Source organism: Peribacillus sp. FSL K6-5616, assembly GCF_038008245.1.
GTDB classification, from domain to species: domain Bacteria; phylum Bacillota; class Bacilli; order Bacillales; family DSM-1321; genus Peribacillus; species Peribacillus frigoritolerans.
The window spans coordinates 1,815,087-1,832,382 of record NZ_JBBOYT010000001.1 but is presented as its reverse complement, the minus strand read 5'-3'; the positions used below and the strand labels follow the sequence as shown (position 1 = coordinate 1,832,382).

Below are 17,296 nucleotides of genomic sequence, written 5' to 3'. Positions count from 1 at the left end.
ATCCAAAATTGCAGGTGCTGTTCATACTTTCCTATTCTTTTTCCACTGACCTTTAATCGATATTTTATAAGTTTCCTCACAATTGTTGCCTGACTGGAATCAAGCGCTTCTCCGATTTCATGGTAATTTGCTAGGTTTAAGCCGCTTTCGTCAAGATTTCCTTATCAGCTTTTACCACAGAGATCACCTATTAAATTATTGTTATTCCTCTAATCTCTTACCGATCGAATGGGTCACGCATTCATAATGTCTAAGAACCGTTACCTTGCTGGTGTACTTAACTCACGATTTAATGTTACCTCACTTTTTAGAGTTAGTTCATCCTTAGGAATTTTTCTACACTTCTCAGTTTTTTTCATTCTCACGCTTACGATTCATGGTTTTTAAAGCTTTTCTATATTCTTCATCCTTCATAGCCAATCGCTTGAGGTTTAAATCTTCCTGCGTCGTATCCTGGAAACATTGAAGGGCTTGGCGGTAGGCCTGATCGTTCATGTGCTTAACCTTCCCAGCGGAACCGGTTAGAGTCTCCTCTGGAACCAATTCAGATTTGTCAGGTGAATGGAAAGCTTCCTTACCAATTTCGTTTATAACCGTTTCATGTACCTCTTCTTCTTTTGAGGATGACCAAAAATTTATCTTGAACAATCCCGCGATAACAGCCATAGCCAATCCTATACAAGCAATAATGGTCACCATCTGCCCAACTCCTTACTGTACATGTGCTAGAGTTTGTGTGACTTCGGCTACACGTTTTCCTAAAGCTCTTCCTAACTCTTGGGCTTGCTCAGGAAGCAAATCTGTACTATCAACAGGACAGGACACCCCTACCCCATAATAAGATCCATATAAAGCATTTTCCGGAATATTACCAGGTAAACCCACGATAATCATCCCTTGGTGAAGCATGGGAGTAATGAGGTTAAGCATCGTTGCTTCTAATCCTCCATGGACGGTAGCAGTCGTACAAAATACAGCACCAATTTTGTTTATCAGCTTACCTTCTGCCCATAAGAACCCTAATTTATCAATCCAAGCTTTCAATCCAGAGCTAATCGTACCGATATGTCCAGGACATCCCCATACAATCGCATCCATTTCTGATAGCTTATATACATCTGCCTGATCCACATGATCTATATTAACTTCTGCACCATACACTTCTTGAGCCCCTTCCACTATTGAATATGCCAGTGCCTTTGTATGTTCACCTTCACTATCATAGACTACATGGATTTTCATAAAATTCCCCACTCCTCTTGGATGCATTGATGCGAATTTACATCTACAACGAGATTTTGATTTTAGCATTCATACCAGGAAGTACTTTGGCAGATGGATTCATAATTGAGATTTTAACAGAAACTTTTTGAGTGACCTTTGTGAAATTGCCCGTATTCGATTCTGGTAAAGTCGAAAATACAGATTTAGTAGCATAGCCGATTTCTTCTACTTTTCCTTCGAAAGTTACATCAGTATCGCCATCTACGTTTATATCCACTGAATCGCCTTTTTCAATATCCTTTAAATCTGTTTCCTTGATGTTAGCTGTAATGTATAAATGCTTGAGGTCTGCAGCTTGGGCTAGCACTTGGCCACCTTGTACTAACTGGTCATTTCCGGCTCCATTTTTAATAATCGTTCCCTCCATGGTAGACTTTATGGAAACGGCTTGACCTTCTTCCTCAATTGTTCCTATTGCCTTTCCTTTTGTAACTTCTTTACCTTCTTTAATATCCCAATCTTTGAGCATACCAGAAGCTGGTGCTACAATTTGAACCATGTCTGCAGATACTTTCGCATCATCAGTTTTAACAAAGTTCTCATTTTGATAATAAAAGTATGCACCGCCTGCTAGAAAAGCAATTACAACAAGAACACCCAAAATATTGGCTATTATTAAACGACCTTTACTCATACGTATTTCCCCTTTTTATTCGTTTTTTCCAATGGTGCTGGAAGTAAAATGTGCTGCTCTTTCTGCACTAGCGACCTTCCTTTGCCCGTTACAGCCTTTCCGATGGAAGCTAACAACATGATTATGCCTAATACCAGGAGAATGGTAAATAAATCATGGTAAGCTCCTAGAAGCGCACCTTTTTGACTATTCACAACCATTGAATAATAGGCCATGCTTTTTGCCTCTGTCAGTGTATGTCCATTATTGATATAATTGCGGACCAATCCGGCCATCTCTGAGTTAGTTTCGGGGTTCAATAGTGATATTTCCCCTCGAACATCTTCATAGTGAATCGCATGCATTCGATAAGCAAACCATCCTATTACTGGTCCAGCAATTGAACCAAATAAATTTCTCATAGAATGCAGGGATGACGACCGTAGTACTGCCTTGTGAATGTCACCTGATAGTGCTGTTCCCAATGCCCCTGATAAAAGCACCATGCTTACGCCTACGCCAATACAAGCCATTTGAACATTTATTGCCGTTAAAGAAACCTCGGTTCCCATTGATCTCCATTGAATACTGATCATTATTATGATGATGGAACCTACCATTCCCAGCCTGCCTGCACCCCATTTGTCATACAGCAGAGTACATACGATACCAGACGCCAAGAATCCAACAAAAAACCACAAATAAAAATAAGTAAGGTATATGAATGGAGGATCAAGAATGTTACGCAAAAACCCATTAGCTCCTGCAATCGCAACGATAAGAGCAATATGTGCAGTTAAAGCCATAATTGTTCCTGAAACTGTTTTTGCTGACCACAATGATCGGATTGGAATAAAGGGATCAACAGCATTAAAATCAACCGCTATGAACAATAACGCCAATAGAAGAGCAATCACAAAAAATGGCCAAACCTGATTTGATGTAAATCCGTGTTCTTGTAAGTTATACAGCGGGAAAATCAAGTCCAATATTAATAAGGTGAATAAGAAAATTCCTTTCATGTTATGTTTCATCGTTCCTGAATTTAACTCTGGCTTCGTTTTGGGTAAGATTCTGAACCCGATTATAAGGCAAATGAGGGATGAGAGAATATTTAACAAGAATATCCATCGCCACTCAGAAACACTTAAAGATAAGGATCCAACAAATGCACCTACCGCGCTGCAACCAAATAAACCACCTATCGCAAACAATATAAACAGATTCCGCACCTTGTTTGGGTAAGACCTTAAACTAAGCGGTAGGATTGTCAGAAACAATACACCTGCCCCTAAACCTTGGAGTGATCTGCCAATGGTGAGCGGAATGATCCCCCAGCATAGAATATTGATGATCGTTCCACCAAGGAATATGAAAATGAAAGTAAGATAAATTTTTCTTGTTCCATATTTCATGGGAAGGATACGTCCAAATGGGAGACCTAGCGAAAAAGCCAAATTTGAGCAAATGGATGGAAGTAACATAACGTGTGTACTTAAGTTAAGTCCATTTTGAATAACCATTTGATTCAAGATATAGGAAAGACTTGTAAAGTATTGAGGCCCAAATGAAAATAACGTTAATATAGACATGAGCACATATTCAGGCAAGAGGGGTTTCTTTATCTCGCCACTCAAAACATGATTTTGTGAATTCATATAATTCCCCCTTTCTTTCTAAGCTAATTTTGAATGTCAAATTCCATTCATTAATATTTTTAAAAGAAAAAAGTCTTCACCATCCATTCATATTGAGCAGTTAAACATACAACTTACCCAAACTTGCTATTTGCAATTTGTATTATACAATATATAAAAAATATAGCAATAAAAATATTACCCAAACAAACCTATAACACGGAAAAATGAAAAAGCCTAATTCAAAAGAACATTTGAATTAGGCTTTTTCATGAAAAGGTTCATTAAAATATGTAATAAACAATACTGTTTCTGCTTATCAAAATTCGGATTATCTTTGTTTCCAGTTCTTAATATCCTGATTCAAACGTGTTAAATTCCTCTGAAGAACGTTTAAATCTTCCTCTGACCAGTCTTTAAGAATATCGGATAATCTTTCTTGACGAGACTTCTGAGCATTATGTAATATTTCTTGCCCTTCTTTCGTCATGACAATTAAGCTGATCCTTCCGTTTTTCGGATCTGGATAGCGGCGAATGAATTTCTTTGACTCCATCGCGGCAACCTGGCGACTTGCGGTAGACACGTTCAGTCTCAATTGGTCTGATAATTCATTAATGCCTAGGGGCCCATGCTTATCCAATTCACTTAGCAATAAAAACTCGGATCGATCTAGGTTGCCTATTTGTCTACTGGGGGATGTTGTTAGACGTACAAGCAGGGCTATGTCATATTCAATTAACTGGAGTGAGTCCAAATTCTATATCTCCCTTCTAGTGATTTATTTGAAAATAATTAGGCTGAACTAGTGTAGCTGGTTCTTTATATATATTTTCCAATTAAAATGATCCACTACCCTTGTATGTGTATAAAAACAATATACATGATTTTCAATGGCTTACCAAGCTTTAAAGCTTTAATAAACCCGTTTAAATCAATATATTGAATAGGATTTAATCAGATATCTTATGGATAATTTCCCCTGTTTGTCTCTGACATTCTGAAGCTTTGAGCTAAAATCTGTGTTGATAAATTAATTCTGTAATCCTACATATTCTTCCTCTCCTGTATAAATCGGCTTTTCCTCTTATTTATCGGAACTGTAAATAAATATAGTTTTATTCTACCACGCTGTATCATACCCTCTCCTGCTATTCCTTCCAATAATCGTGGTTGTGGGTGCAGACTGGTTTCCTCAGTAAGATCGTCCTCTAGCCAAAGATGTTTACAGCTGGTGAATCTAGGTTGGACACTGCTGCTCCATTCTATTTTTTCGTCTTTGGTTTACATTCAATCTATATATTTTTATTGAATTTTCGACTATCGTATAATCAGTCAAAAAACTGTACCTCCCATTTTTCTAACAATGGGAGGTACAGTTCAAACTCATCTATTCTTTTCCACTGACCTTTAATCGATATTTTTTAAGTTTCCTTACGATTGTTGCCTGACTGGATTCCAGGGCTTCTGCTATTTCATATGTAGTTTGGTAAGTTTGAGCCGCTTTCGTCAAAATTTCCTTTTCGGCTCTTTCCACCGCTTCTTTTAAAGTTAAGGTAGCATTGAGGTTCGGTTGATTCCGATTTTCCGGCTGATATTCTTCCGGAAGGTCGTTAATCGATAATATTCGATTATCCGTCAGCACGACGAGCCTTTCCACTATATTAATCAATTCACGGACATTTCCCGGCCAATCATGTTGATAAAAATATTCCTTCAACCGCGAATCTATTTCTTTTGAGAATTTATATTGTTCGTTTGCTTTTGTTAAAAACAAGTCAGTCAATGCCAAGATATCCTCTCTTCTTTCCCTTAGAGGAGGGATCGTGATCGGAATGACATTCAACCTATAAAAGAGGTCTTCTCGAAAATCACCCGATTTGACCATTTCCGAAAGATTTCGGTTCGTGGCTGCTATTATGCGAACATCGATTTTCTTTGGTTTTGTACCTCCGATTCTTTGAATCTCCCTTTCCTGAAGGGCCCGGAGCAGCTTCACCTGAAGTTGCAGGGGAAGCTCACCGACTTCATCCAGGAATAGGATACCACTCTCTGCCAGTTCAAACATCCCTGGTTTTCCTTTTTGATTGGCTCCGGTAAATGCCCCTCCTTCATATCCAAAGAGCTCGGATTCCAATAAATCAGCGGGAATTGCCCCGCAATTTATTTTGATGAAGTCTCCTTTTTTAGATCGGATGCTCCGATTATAGATATTTCGGGCAAGGACATCCTTTCCAACACCCGTTTCCCCCAGTATGAGTACTGTCGCATCAATATCCGATATTCTTTCTGCTATCTCATAAATCATTTTCATTTTATCACTGACGAATACGACTCCATCTTTGCTCGTTATCTTCCGCAGTTTCTCAATTTCCTGCTTATATTGATTATTCAGTTCATTAGCTTTCGTCAACTCATGCATCAGTTCATTTAAATCAGATAAATCCCTTATATTCGTAACGACTTGCTCTATTTCCCCTTCTGCATTAAAAACGGGACTCCCTGTTATCAATGTTTCCTTTCCCGCAAAATTATCCTGTACGACTGATACCGTTCGTCTCAGCTTCACTACCTTATGAGTCACCGACGCATTCAGTATGCCTCGTTTAATCAATTGGTCCACAGATTTGCCGATATAATACTCTTTTGGTATGCCTGTGATCCGTTCAATTGCCGAATTGGTATAAAGTGTGATTCCATCTTGATCGGTGATGTATATTCCATCATAGGAATTTTCGATTATTGCATCCAGTGCGCGATTCAATTTATCCGTTTCATGAGCATCAATCAGTAAATCGTCCAAAAATTCTGTTTCCCTGCCTATATAAAGAATATTGTCAGCATCCATTTGTTTCATTAATAAAAATAAATACCGTTTATCATGCAGCCTTGCAGCTGCAAGCCTTTTATTATCGAGAAATTGCCACTCATCGAATTGTTCGGTTAATGTATGATTACCATCCTGGCTTAACAATTGATTAAAATAGTTTCCCCAATCCTTAATCCGATCTGCAGAATCCACGACTAGTGCAGGAAAGGTCCACTCTTTGAGCAAATTAAGCTGAGAATCCTGTTTCACTTGATTCATTACTATTCACCGCCGCAAAAAGAATTCTTTTTAAGTACAATTCTGGATAATTTTCGAAACTCCTTTAAAATTGTCGAATTTCGCTCCTAAAAAAAGTAGTGATGAAATAATTTTCATCACTACTTTACCTCAGTAAGTCTTAAAAATAACCTCTCCACTGATCGCTTCCTTACCTGACTGGTTAGTGGCCGCCACGTTGAAAAAATATCTATTCCCATTTTTTTCTTTTAGATCCGCTTGAAGAGTTATGACATCATTCAGGAAAACCATGCCTTTGAAACGAATCTTGTATTCTTCGATAAATCCAATTTCATAAAGATTACTGAATAGCTTTGCGAGATTTCCCATCGTCCACATCCCATGTGCGATGATACCTGGAAGACCAGCATTTTTTGCTTCCTCATCAATGGTATGAATAGGATTGAAATCACCTGATGCGCCGGCATATTTAATGAGGTCCAGTCGCGTTACAGGTGCAAGCTCGATAGAATGTAACGAGTCACCAATATGAATTTCGGTTAATGTCGTCACTTACTCATCACCATCCTTCTGATCGTTTCATTTAAAATGACAAGCTGTTCAGCAGTGAAGACAATTTCCCCATTTAGATCCGTCCCATAATTTTTAAAGGCTAGAAATCCCATTTCCCCTTGTTTCCCTTTTTTCTCATAATAGTCTTTCACTTCCGTATAACAGGTGATTTCTTCCCCTACCTTCAGCGGCCTGTTATAGCGATATACCTGCTCACCGTGAATCAAGCCTTTATTCGGGAGATTTAAGCTTTCAATCGTCCCAAAATCAAAGACCCTTGGGAAAGTTGGTGGAGCGATATTCGTACCGTACCTTGATTGCCTGCCTGTTTCTTCATCAATGAAAATCGGGTGGGGATCACCAATCGATAATGCGAATTTTTTAACTGCTCCCCGTTCAACTATATTTTTAACGGGTTTGGATCGTTTTCCAATACTATCGTTGAACATAACATCCCGCCTTTCCCCTTAATTTTTTGGACCGCCCGCAACATATAAAACCTGCCCGCTAATGAATGAGGATGCCTCATCGGCAAAAAATGCAACAGCATGAGCAATATCACTTGGCAAACCGCTTCTGGCAACCGGAATACTATTTGCCCTATCCTGGATGAATTGTTCAAAACTCACTCCCACCCGCCTAGCTGTTTCTTTCGTCATTTCGGTTTCTATAAAGCCTGGTGCGACCGAATTAGCCGTTATCCCATATTTGCCAAGTTCAATCGCCAGTGTTTTTGTTAACCCCTGAAGCCCAGCTTTTGCGGCTGAATAATTAGCCTGCCCGCGGTTCCCAAGGGCCGAAGTGGATGATATATTGATGATTCTTCCGTACTTATTTGCAACCATATGCTTCTGGGCGGCACGTACTGCATTAAAAGTACCTTTTAAATGCACATCCATTACCGTCTGCCAATCTGAATCGGTCATTTTAAAAAGTAAATTATCCCGGATGACCCCAGCATTATTCACGAGAATATCAAGCGATCCGAATGTGTCGGCTATTTCTTTTATCGATGCTTCCACCTCTTCTGGATTGACCACGTTGGTCACTTTGGTAAAAATGGTATAACCCTTGTCCCTTAATTCATTTCCTGTTGCTGTCAAAACCTCTTCGTTGATATCGATAATCGCCACGTTTGCGCCTTCACTGGCAAACAGTTCGACGATCGCCCGGCCAATCCCCCTGCTTCCACCTGTAACTAAAGCTGTTTTCCCTGAAAATCTCCCTGACATAATCGTTTCCTCCTAATCTATTATAAGAATTGTCCTAATTTAACATGACCCTTAATCAAATTTCGGGAAATGATCATACGCTGTATTTCATCCGTACCATCATAAATCCTCCAAAGCCTTGCCTCGCGGTACCAACGTTCGATGGGAAGCTCCTTTGTATAGCCCATGCCACCATGTATCTGCAATACTCGATCCACGACACGATTCCCCATATTGGCTCCATAAAGTTTAGCCATTGAAGCTAAATGGCGGTTGTCTTCTCCATTATCAAGTGTAAAAGCCGCATTCAATACAAGCCATCTTGCCGCTTCAATCTCTACAGCCGAATCAGCTATCTGCCATTGAATGGCCTGGCGCTCAGCGATCGGTTTACCGAATGTGACTCGTTCTTTAGCGTATTCTATTGCCATTTGCAGCAATCTTTCTGCAGAACCGACAGCGCGTGCGCCTACGATCCATCTTGCAAACCCTATCCATTCCAAGCCTAGTTTATAACCGCCATGCACTTCCCCTAAGATGTTTTCTTCGGGTACCCTGACATTATCAAAAACTAAACCGGCCGGTCCCCATTCTCCCATCGTATTGATATACTCTGATCTCCAGCCCATATCACGGTCTACAATGAAACAGGTTACCCCTTCCGTTCCGGTCGCTTGATGACGTTCTTTGTCTGTTACGGCAATGACCATGACGAAATCGGCATCATTTCCTCCGGTAATGAACGTTTTTTCACCGTTCAGCACCCATTCGTTCCCTTCTTTTACTGCCGTCATTTTAATATTTCTCGTATCGGACCCAGCTCCCGGTTCCGTCATGGCAAAACAGGACTTTTTCTCACCATTAATCGTAGGGATCAGATATTTCTGTTTCTGTTCTTCATTTGCATAATAAAGGATGTTATCAGCCGAACCTCCAAAACTGAATGGTACAAACGTTTTTGATACTTCCATCAAGACAATTGCCATCATGAGCTGACCTAGGTCTGCCCCGCCAAATTCCTCCGGAGTATTAATGCCCCAAAACCCGGCTTTTTTTGCTTTTTCCTGTAAATCTTTCAAAGTCCCCTCTGGTAAACTAGGTTTTCCTGCCATTTCATTGCGAAGTACTTCATTTTCCAATGGAATCAATTCATTTTCCACGAACTTGCGAATTGTTTTTTGCACCATTTTTTGTTCATCTGATAGTCGTAAATCCATTTTAACCCCTCCGCTTTCCAATTAGACTAGTTTTGATATTTTCTCTTTAATTGCCCGGTAATGATATTCTTTTGGATTTCGGACGTACCTTCATATATTCTGGTGATTCGGGCATCCCGATAGAAACGTTCAACTGGATAATCCTTCATATATCCCATCCCGCCATGAATCTGAACGGCCTTATCAGCGATACGATTATATACTTCCGAACCAAACAACTTGAGCATGGCCGCTTCTTTAATGACTTTTTCTTTCTGATCGACCATCCATGCGACCCTGTATGTGAATGAGCGAAGTGCTTCTATTTCCATTGCCATCTCTGCAATCATATGGGATACGGCTTGATGATCAATGATCGGGACATTGAATTGTTCACGTTCTGTGGCATATTTGGTAGAAAGATCGAGCAGGTATTGACAGGACCCTAAATTACGGGCAGCAAGGCCTGCCCGACCATTTGCAAGGATTTTCAAGGCATTTACATACCCTTGGCCGACGTCCCCCAGTACATTTTCAGCAGGAACCTCGCAATCTTCAAAAAATAATTCGGCCGAATGTGAGCCTCGAAGACCCATCTTCCTTTCCAGGCTACCAACTCTAAAACCCGGAAAATCCTTTTCTACTATAAATGAGGTGATCCCTTTCGCCCCTTTATCTTTGTCTGTAACGGCCATAACTGTAAAAATATCTGCTACATCTGCATTCGTTATATAATGCTTAGTACCATTTAAAATATATTTATCGCCATTTTTGACCGCCGTCATTTTGAGATTCGTAGCATGGGACCCCGCTGCAGGCTCAGTTAAAGCAAAAGCGCCAATTCTATTACCGCTTGCCATATCTGGTAGATATTTTTCCTTTTGCATTTCATTGCCCATTTCAACTATCCCTACCGTCCCTATACCGGTGTGGGCCCCAATCAGAGTGGTATATCCATTATGTGTTTTGCCGATTTCCTCATATAAAGCACATTTTCCCACCATCCCGATTCCGAGTCCGCCATACCTTTCCGGGATACTAAGTCCGAATAGCCCGATTTCCTTCGATAAATTTATGATGGATTCCGGGATATGATCTTCATCCTCTATCTGCATGGAGAATGGATCGATTTGTTCTTCGATAAACTGGCGTATATTTTCTTTAAGTAGCAGGATGTCTTCATCTAAGCGAAAGTCCATTTGCATTCCCCTTTATCTGCGAATTGGTTATTAACGCTTTCATATCTAGTTCGAATGAGCGATATGTTTTTCTTGAAGCTTGCGTTTTAAAATTTTACCGACCGCCGTCTTCGGAAGTTCACTTTCAAATGTGATTGCTTTTGGGACCTTGAAGGCAGCGAGCTGCTTTCGGCAATAATCCTTCAATTCGTTTTCAGTTATTCTTTCACTTGGTTTTAGAACTACCGCTGCATGTACCGTTTCACCGCGATATTGATCGGGAACGCCAAAGACGGCAGCTTCCAGAACCTTAGGGTGGCTGTATAGTATATCTTCAATTTCAATTGGATAAATATTGAATCCGCCTGCGATGATCATCTCTTTCTTCCGTCCCACAATGTAAAAGAAGCCATCTTCATCCATCTTGGCCATATCACCGGTATGCAGCCATCCGTTTTGAATCGTCTGCCGCGTCTCTTCAGGCATGCCCCAATAACCTTTCATTACCTGTGGACCCTTAATGACCAATTCACCTGGTGTATCAACCAAGAGGGCTGGCTCTCCTGTAATGCTGTCAATTATGGCTGCATCCGTATTTTGTATCGGAATCCCGATACTTCCGGGTTTTTGCAGGCCGCTGACTGGATTCCGGTGCGTGACTGGTGACGCCTCGGACAGTCCATAGCCCTCAGCAATCTTTGTTCCACTAAGTTCGTTAAACCTTGACAATACATTCAATGGCAATGGTGACGAACCCGAAAGATTTCAAAGTATGCAAATCAAATGGATGGGACTGGTAATATTGTAATAAAGCAATATACATCGTCGGTACCCCTGGAAAAATAGTCGGTTTAAGATTATTGATAATATCGACGATCTCCGTTACCTGAAATCGGGATACAAGAATTAATTCCCCGCCATTATAAAACGTCAGATTCATTCCTGAAGTCATGCCGTAAACATGAAATAATGGGGAAACGCCCAGTACCCTTTCCTTCCCCTTTTGAGTATTGGTTCTTGAAGTGGCTGCACTTTGCAGCGTATTGGCTACGATATTACGATGGGTTAGCATCGCGCCTTTAGAACGCCCTGTCGTTCCTCCAGTATATTGGAGGACGGCGACATCTCTAGCAGGTTCAATCTCCACAGTGAAATCCGCCTCTGTTACAGATAGCAGTTTTTTTGTCATTTCACATTTTCCCTTTTCCAGAGACACGATCAACACCTTTTCAACATCGGTTTCAGCCATGACGGCTTCAACTATGGGCAATAAATCGTCGAGTACAATGATGTGCCTTGCACCTGAATCTTTCAGGACATGCATTAATTCGTTCGCCTTATACATTGGGTTGATTTGGACAACAATGGCTCCATTCAAAAGAGTTCCAAAAAAACCAATTGGATATTGGGGACAATTAGGAAGCATGAGAGCCACACGATCTCCCTTTCCAACCCCTTCATCAGCAAGCAAGCGGGCACATCTTTTCACTAACTTCCCCAACTCTGAATATGTATACCTTTCCTCCATGAACGTTACTGCTGTATTATCCGAATACTGTTCGACTGATTGAAAAAATAGTTCTGTCAATGAAATTTCAGGAATATCAATCTCGATTGGATTTCCGGACGGGATATGCTTTATCCAAGGTCTATCCATTGGTCCTCCCCTTTCTTCATTCAAAAATAAAGAAGTCATACTAACAATATGCAAGGAGTGTGCCAAAAATAAATCGTTTTGATACGTTGAGTCAGTTAATGCTAAAATTCAAAATTGAATTATTTGCTGCGTTCTTAATAATATAAGGTTCATAATACTAGGATTTAAATTTGACTCAATAAGTCATTTTTGAATTAAGACATTGCTTTCGTAAAAAGACTCAACTGTAGTGCTGGCCTGTGGATATAACTGCATTTTCAGGAAAATAAAACGGGATGCTGATCAAGGCCAGCATCCCGTTCAAAAAAATGATTCACTGCTCTATGGCGGTGTCATCTTCCAATGATATTTTCCATAATTCTTTCGCTTTTCCACTAACCGTTTCATCAAAAACAAATGATCCATTCGTATATCGATCATGATTTTTTAATGAAGCGGCATGAATCGTTTCAATGGTTCCCTTTTCGGAAAGAATGAATAGACTGTCGGTTTTGTTAATGATATCGAAACCAATGACCCTATGAGGATTCGATTTCAATTCCCTCAAGACCACGACACCGCGTTTTGCCCGGCTCGTTTTTTCAAACTCGGTTAATTTCATTTTCTTTATGGCCCCGCGCTGTGTAACGATAAAGATTGATTCTTTACTATCCTTGGCCAAAACTTTTCCGCCAATGACATAGTCATCTTCTTTCAAGTTAATCCCTTTGACTCCGGCTGCCCGGACACCGACAACACTTACTTCTTCTTCATCAAACCATAAACCATAGCCATTATGAGTGACTAGGAAAAGGTCAGCCTGCCCATCGGTATGATGGACATCGACCAGTTCATCGTCACCTTTTAAATTGACACCAACCAGCGGTTTTGAATGACGCTGGGCTTTATAGGAAGCTAATTCTGTCTTTTTCACCATACCATTTTTCGTGATGAACACTAAGAATTCCGGCATGGTAAAATCTTTGATTGGAATCGCTTTTATGATTTGTTCTTCCCTGTCGATTGGAATGATGTTCGCGATATGCTGTCCGGTTTCCTTCCAGCGAATATCAGGAAGCTGATGAACTGGACAATAGAGGTAGTTCCCTTTGGATGTGAACAGCAACAGGACATCTGTTGTATTCATCTCAAGCCTCTGGAGCAGGCGATCGGAATCCTTCATGCCAAAATCAAGACCTCCTGACGCTGCATAAGATCGTAACGATGTCCGTTTGACATAGCCTTCTTTCGTAACGGTAACCATCACGTCTTCACTCGCAATCAAGACTTCAAGATTTATTTTGATTTCTTCAATCTCTTTTTCGATTTTGGAACGCCGTCCGTCATCAAAGCCCTTTTTAATGAATCGAAGTTCTTTTTTAATTACTTGAAGAAGAACTTTTTCACTGCCAAGAATCTTTGTCAATTCCTCAATTTTGTCCTTCAATTCCGCTGCCTCTGCTTCAAGTGCTGTAATATCCGTATTTGTCAGCCTATATAACTGCAAGGAGACAATGGCTTCAGCTTGCGCTTCTGTAAAAGCAAATTTAGCTATGAGGTTATCTTTAGCGTTCCGTTTGTCTTTAGATGCCCGGATGACAGCGATGACTTCATCTAATATGGATAAAGCTTTCACTAATCCATCGACGATATGTGCCCTGTCATGTGCCTTTTGCAGCTCATAACGTGAACGGTTCACGATTACCTCTTTACGGTGTTCGATATAAGCATCGAGCATTTTAGGCAGGCTCATCAATGTTGGCCGTTTTTTATAAATCGCAACCATATTGAAATTGTATGCAATTTGGAGATCGGAATTTTTGTATAAATAATGCAGGACTCCATTTGCATCTGCTTCTTTTTTCAGTTCGATGACAATGCGCAGTCCTGTACGGTCGGTCTCATCCCTTACTTCGGCGATACCTTCCACTTTCCGGTCTAGACGGAATTCATCCATTTTCTTAACAAGGTTTGCTTTATTGACTTCATATGGGATTTCAGTGATGACGATTTGCTGTTTGCCGCCCCGAATCGTTTCCACTTCCGCCAACCCGCGAATGATTATTTTCCCTTTACCTGTTTCATAGGCCTTACGAATGCCCTCAATTCCTTGAATGATACCGCCAGTAGGAAAATCCGGCCCTTTAATGACAGTCATTAAATCAGCGACTGTCGCTTCCGGCTTATCGATTCGCATAATGGCAGCATCAATGACTTCACCTAGTTGATGTGGGGGGATTTCAGTGGCATAGCCGGCTGAAATTCCTGTAGAGCCGTTTACAAGCAGGTTAGGGAACATTGCAGGTAATACAATGGGCTCTTCTGAAGTATCATCAAAGTTCGGTACAAAATCGACCGTCCTTTTTTCAATATCCCGCAGCATCTCGGAGGCAATCGATGAAAGCCTTGCTTCCGTATACCGCATCGCAGCAGGCGGATCACCATCAATGCTACCATTGTTTCCGTGCATTTGGACCATGACCTTCCGCAGCTTCCAGTCTTGGCTCATCCGAACCATTGCCTCATAAACGGATGAATCTCCGTGAGGGTGATAGTTACCGATTACATTACCGACCGTTTTTGCGGATTTCCTGAATCCTTTTTCCTGAGTGTTTCCTTCGACATGCATCGCATACAATATCCTGCGCTGCACCGGTTTTAAGCCGTCCCTTGCATCAGGAAGTGCCCGATCTTGGATAATATATTTACTATAACGGCCGAAGCGGTCACCAATTACCTCTTCAAGCGGCAAATCCCGAAACGTTTCTTCAAATACCATCGTTAATGACCTCCTCTTCAATCGACATATTTTCATTATCTAAAATATTCGATTCCTCTTCGAGACCAAAAGCGACATTGGCTTCAATCCACTTACGACGCGGTTCAACCTTATCTCCCATCAAAGTTGTCACACGTCTTTCTGCACGTGCTCCATCATCGATCTTCACACGTATCAATGTCCTTGTTTCCGGGTTCATGGTGGTATCCCATAATTGATCGGCATTCATCTCACCCAGCCCTTTATAGCGCTGAATCATATAGCCTTTCCCTACCTTGTCTATCGCTCCCTGGAGCTCCTCATCGCTCCAAGCATATTCAATGACTTCTTTCTTCCCTGTCCCTTTGCTCACTTTATATAAAGGGGGCAAGGCAATGTAAACCTTTCCTGACTCTATTAACGGCTTCATATATCGGTAAAAGAAAGTCAGCAGCAGCACTTGGATATGGGCCCCATCCGTATCGGCATCAGTCATGATGATCACTTTATCATAGTTAGTGTCCGGCGTATTGAACTCCGCCCCGACACCTCCGCCGATGGCATGGATGATGGTATTTATTTCCTCGTTTTTAAAAATATCCGCCAGTTTTGCCTTTTCCGTATTGATAACTTTACCCCGCAAAGGTAGAACTGCTTGGAAACGGCGATCCCGCCCTTGTTTAGCGGATCCCCCAGCAGAGTCACCTTCTACAAGATACAATTCATTTCGTTCGGGATTTTTCGATTGGGCTGGTGTTAATTTCCCGGAAAGGATGGCATCGGATTTTTTCCGTTTCTTCCCGCTTCTTGCGTCTTCACGGGCTTTACGTGCCGCTTCCCTTGCCTGGAACGCTTTAATCGCTTTTTTAACCAATAGGGTACTCGTGGTCGGATCTTCTTCAAAAAAGTAGGCTAGGTGCTCTGATACGATGGAATCGACTGCAGAACGGGCTTCGCTGGTTCCAAGCTTGCTTTTGGTTTGTCCTTCGAATTGAAGAAGTTCTTCAGGGATGCGCACTGAAATGATTGAAGACAAGCCTTCACGTATATCGGTACCTTCGAGGTTTTTATCTTTTTCCTTTAATAGCCCCATTTTTCTGGCATAATCATTAAATGCCCGTGTCATGGCCGTTTTTGCACCAATCTCATGGGTGCCTCCGTCTTTTGTACGAACGTTATTCACGAAGCTTAGAATATTTTCTGAATAACCATCGTTGAATTGAAAGGCAAGTTCGACTTCAATCCCATTTTGTTCCCCTTCTAAGCTGACTACACTATGGAGTGTTTCTTTCTCTTCATTTAAATAATCGACAAACGCTTCAATGCCATTTTCATAGTGGAAAATTTCATTATGGTCGTTACGCTCATCCGTCAATTCTATCTTCATGCCTTTTAAAAGAAAAGCTGATTCGCGAAGACGCTCACACAGGATCTCATAATTAAAAGTCGTCACCGAAAATATTTTAGGATCGGGCTTGAAGTGGATTTTGGTCCCAGCTTGATTTGTTTTGCCGATTTTCTCCAGAGTGGTTTCTGGCTTTCCGCCATTGAAAAAACGTTGTTCGTAAATGAACCCGTCCCTCTTGATTGTCACGACAAGCCATTCAGACAACGCGTTAACGACCGAAGCACCGACTCCATGAAGGCCTCCACTCGTTTTATATCCGCCTTGTCCAAATTTACCTCCAGCATGAAGAATCGTTAATATGACCTCAGGCGTCGGTTTACCTAATTTATGCATGCCAATAGGCATTCCACGCCCTTTATCGGACACACTTACACTGTTATCTTTATGTATTTTCACACTAATTTGGTCTCCATATCCAGCTAAAGCCTCATCTACGGAGTTATCTACAATCTCGTACACTAAATGATGAAGTCCGCGTGCATCAGTACTGCCGATATACATACCGGGACGTTTTCTGACCGCTTCGAGTCCTTCCAGTACCTGAATTGCATCATCATTGTACTCGATTGTTTTTACTTTCTTTGCCACAGAAATTCCCCTTTCCTTACTAAACACAATTTCCGGGCCAAATCATACTGCAATGAAATGACTCACTAGCTTAACAAATCCATTAATACATACGTTATTATCATTATAACAAGTATAATACTTTCACGAACAAAGAACAAGTGTTCTATTTTTTTGTCCTTTTTATTA

15 protein-coding genes are annotated in these 17,296 nt (G+C 41.0%); all 15 read right to left on the bottom strand.

What is annotated here, in order from left to right:
• Positions 1 to 345: 345 nt before the first annotated feature.
• The gene (locus MHB45_RS08760; protein WP_048678575.1) at positions 346 to 699 is read right to left on the bottom strand and encodes a hypothetical protein; all 354 of its coding nucleotides are present in this window, start codon (positions 697 to 699) and stop codon (positions 346 to 348) included.
• A 12-nt stretch (positions 700 to 711) separates the two neighbouring features.
• Entirely contained in the window at positions 712 to 1,242 is a 531-nt protein-coding gene (locus MHB45_RS08755) for an NAD(P)H-dependent oxidoreductase (RefSeq protein ID WP_072272909.1), read from the bottom strand.
• Positions 1,243 to 1,285: 43 nt separating this feature from the next.
• Positions 1,286 to 1,918: an efflux RND transporter periplasmic adaptor subunit gene (locus tag MHB45_RS08750; protein ID WP_048678579.1), complete on the bottom strand. Its 633-nt coding sequence runs from the start codon at positions 1,916 to 1,918 to the stop codon at positions 1,286 to 1,288.
• Positions 1,915 to 3,555, bottom strand: a complete 1,641-nt coding sequence (locus MHB45_RS08745) for an MFS transporter (protein ID WP_048678581.1) — start codon at positions 3,553 to 3,555, stop codon at positions 1,915 to 1,917. The genes MHB45_RS08750 and MHB45_RS08745 overlap by 4 nt, the downstream gene beginning before the upstream one ends.
• A gap of 310 nt (positions 3,556 to 3,865) precedes the next feature.
• The gene (locus MHB45_RS08740; RefSeq protein WP_048678582.1) at positions 3,866 to 4,291 is read right to left on the bottom strand and encodes a MarR family winged helix-turn-helix transcriptional regulator; all 426 of its coding nucleotides are present in this window, start codon (positions 4,289 to 4,291) and stop codon (positions 3,866 to 3,868) included.
• A 633-nt stretch (positions 4,292 to 4,924) separates the two neighbouring features.
• On the bottom strand, positions 4,925 to 6,622 hold the full coding sequence (locus MHB45_RS08735; protein WP_081088591.1) for a sigma-54 interaction domain-containing protein: 1,698 nt from the start codon (positions 6,620 to 6,622) through the stop codon (positions 4,925 to 4,927).
• Between the two features lie 129 nt (positions 6,623 to 6,751).
• Positions 6,752 to 7,153 (bottom strand): MaoC/PaaZ C-terminal domain-containing protein, encoded by a 402-nt coding sequence (locus MHB45_RS08730; protein ID WP_048678585.1) that lies wholly within the window; start codon positions 7,151 to 7,153, stop codon positions 6,752 to 6,754.
• The gene (locus MHB45_RS08725) at positions 7,150 to 7,602 is read right to left on the bottom strand and encodes a MaoC family dehydratase N-terminal domain-containing protein (RefSeq protein WP_048678588.1); all 453 of its coding nucleotides are present in this window, start codon (positions 7,600 to 7,602) and stop codon (positions 7,150 to 7,152) included. The genes MHB45_RS08730 and MHB45_RS08725 overlap by 4 nt, the downstream gene beginning before the upstream one ends.
• An 18-nt stretch (positions 7,603 to 7,620) precedes the next feature.
• The gene (locus MHB45_RS08720) at positions 7,621 to 8,385 is read right to left on the bottom strand and encodes an SDR family oxidoreductase (protein WP_048678590.1); all 765 of its coding nucleotides are present in this window, start codon (positions 8,383 to 8,385) and stop codon (positions 7,621 to 7,623) included.
• Positions 8,386 to 8,405: 20 nt separating this feature from the next.
• On the bottom strand, positions 8,406 to 9,581 hold the full coding sequence (locus MHB45_RS08715) for an acyl-CoA dehydrogenase family protein (protein WP_053534833.1): 1,176 nt from the start codon (positions 9,579 to 9,581) through the stop codon (positions 8,406 to 8,408).
• A gap of 26 nt (positions 9,582 to 9,607) precedes the next feature.
• Positions 9,608 to 10,759, bottom strand: coding sequence for an acyl-CoA dehydrogenase family protein (locus tag MHB45_RS08710; RefSeq protein ID WP_340907670.1), 1,152 nt, complete (start codon positions 10,757 to 10,759; stop codon positions 9,608 to 9,610).
• A 45-nt stretch (positions 10,760 to 10,804) separates the two neighbouring features.
• Positions 10,805 to 11,482: an AMP-binding enzyme gene (locus MHB45_RS08705; protein WP_340907669.1), complete on the bottom strand. Its 678-nt coding sequence runs from the start codon at positions 11,480 to 11,482 to the stop codon at positions 10,805 to 10,807.
• Complete coding sequence (locus MHB45_RS08700; protein ID WP_340907667.1) at positions 11,454 to 12,395, bottom strand: AMP-binding protein; 942 nt, start codon at positions 12,393 to 12,395, stop codon at positions 11,454 to 11,456. The genes MHB45_RS08705 and MHB45_RS08700 overlap by 29 nt, the downstream gene beginning before the upstream one ends.
• A gap of 313 nt (positions 12,396 to 12,708) precedes the next feature.
• Entirely contained in the window at positions 12,709 to 15,153 is a 2,445-nt protein-coding gene (gene parC, locus MHB45_RS08695; protein WP_048678599.1) for a DNA topoisomerase IV subunit A, read from the bottom strand.
• Entirely contained in the window at positions 15,143 to 17,128 is a 1,986-nt protein-coding gene (gene parE, locus MHB45_RS08690) for a DNA topoisomerase IV subunit B (protein WP_048678600.1), read from the bottom strand. Before parE ends, parC begins: the two co-directional genes overlap by 11 nt.
• Positions 17,129 to 17,296: the final 168 nt, after the last annotated feature.

Excerpts from the sequence above, each read along its gene's own strand:
- MHB45_RS08700 (WP_340907667.1), bottom strand. The coding sequence starts at position 12,395 with ATGGATAGACCTTGGATAAAGCATATCCCGTCCGGAAATCCAATCGAG.
- MHB45_RS08745 (WP_048678581.1), bottom strand. The coding sequence starts at position 3,555 with ATGAATTCACAAAATCATGTTTTGAGTGGCGAGATAAAGAAACCCCTC.
- MHB45_RS08710 (WP_340907670.1), bottom strand. The coding sequence starts at position 10,759 with ATGGACTTTCGCTTAGATGAAGACATCCTGCTACTTAAAGAAAATATA.
- MHB45_RS08725 (WP_048678588.1), bottom strand. The coding sequence starts at position 7,602 with ATGTTCAACGATAGTATTGGAAAACGATCCAAACCCGTTAAAAATATA.
- MHB45_RS08750 (WP_048678579.1), bottom strand. The coding sequence starts at position 1,918 with ATGAGTAAAGGTCGTTTAATAATAGCCAATATTTTGGGTGTTCTTGTT.
- MHB45_RS08755 (WP_072272909.1), bottom strand. The coding sequence starts at position 1,242 with ATGAAAATCCATGTAGTCTATGATAGTGAAGGTGAACATACAAAGGCA.
- MHB45_RS08760 (WP_048678575.1), bottom strand. The coding sequence starts at position 699 with ATGGTGACCATTATTGCTTGTATAGGATTGGCTATGGCTGTTATCGCG.
- MHB45_RS08715 (WP_053534833.1), bottom strand. The coding sequence starts at position 9,581 with ATGGATTTACGACTATCAGATGAACAAAAAATGGTGCAAAAAACAATT.
- MHB45_RS08720 (WP_048678590.1), bottom strand. The coding sequence starts at position 8,385 with ATGTCAGGGAGATTTTCAGGGAAAACAGCTTTAGTTACAGGTGGAAGC.
- parC (WP_048678599.1), bottom strand. The coding sequence starts at position 15,153 with ATGGTATTTGAAGAAACGTTTCGGGATTTGCCGCTTGAAGAGGTAATT.
- MHB45_RS08735 (WP_081088591.1), bottom strand. The coding sequence starts at position 6,622 with ATGAATCAAGTGAAACAGGATTCTCAGCTTAATTTGCTCAAAGAGTGG.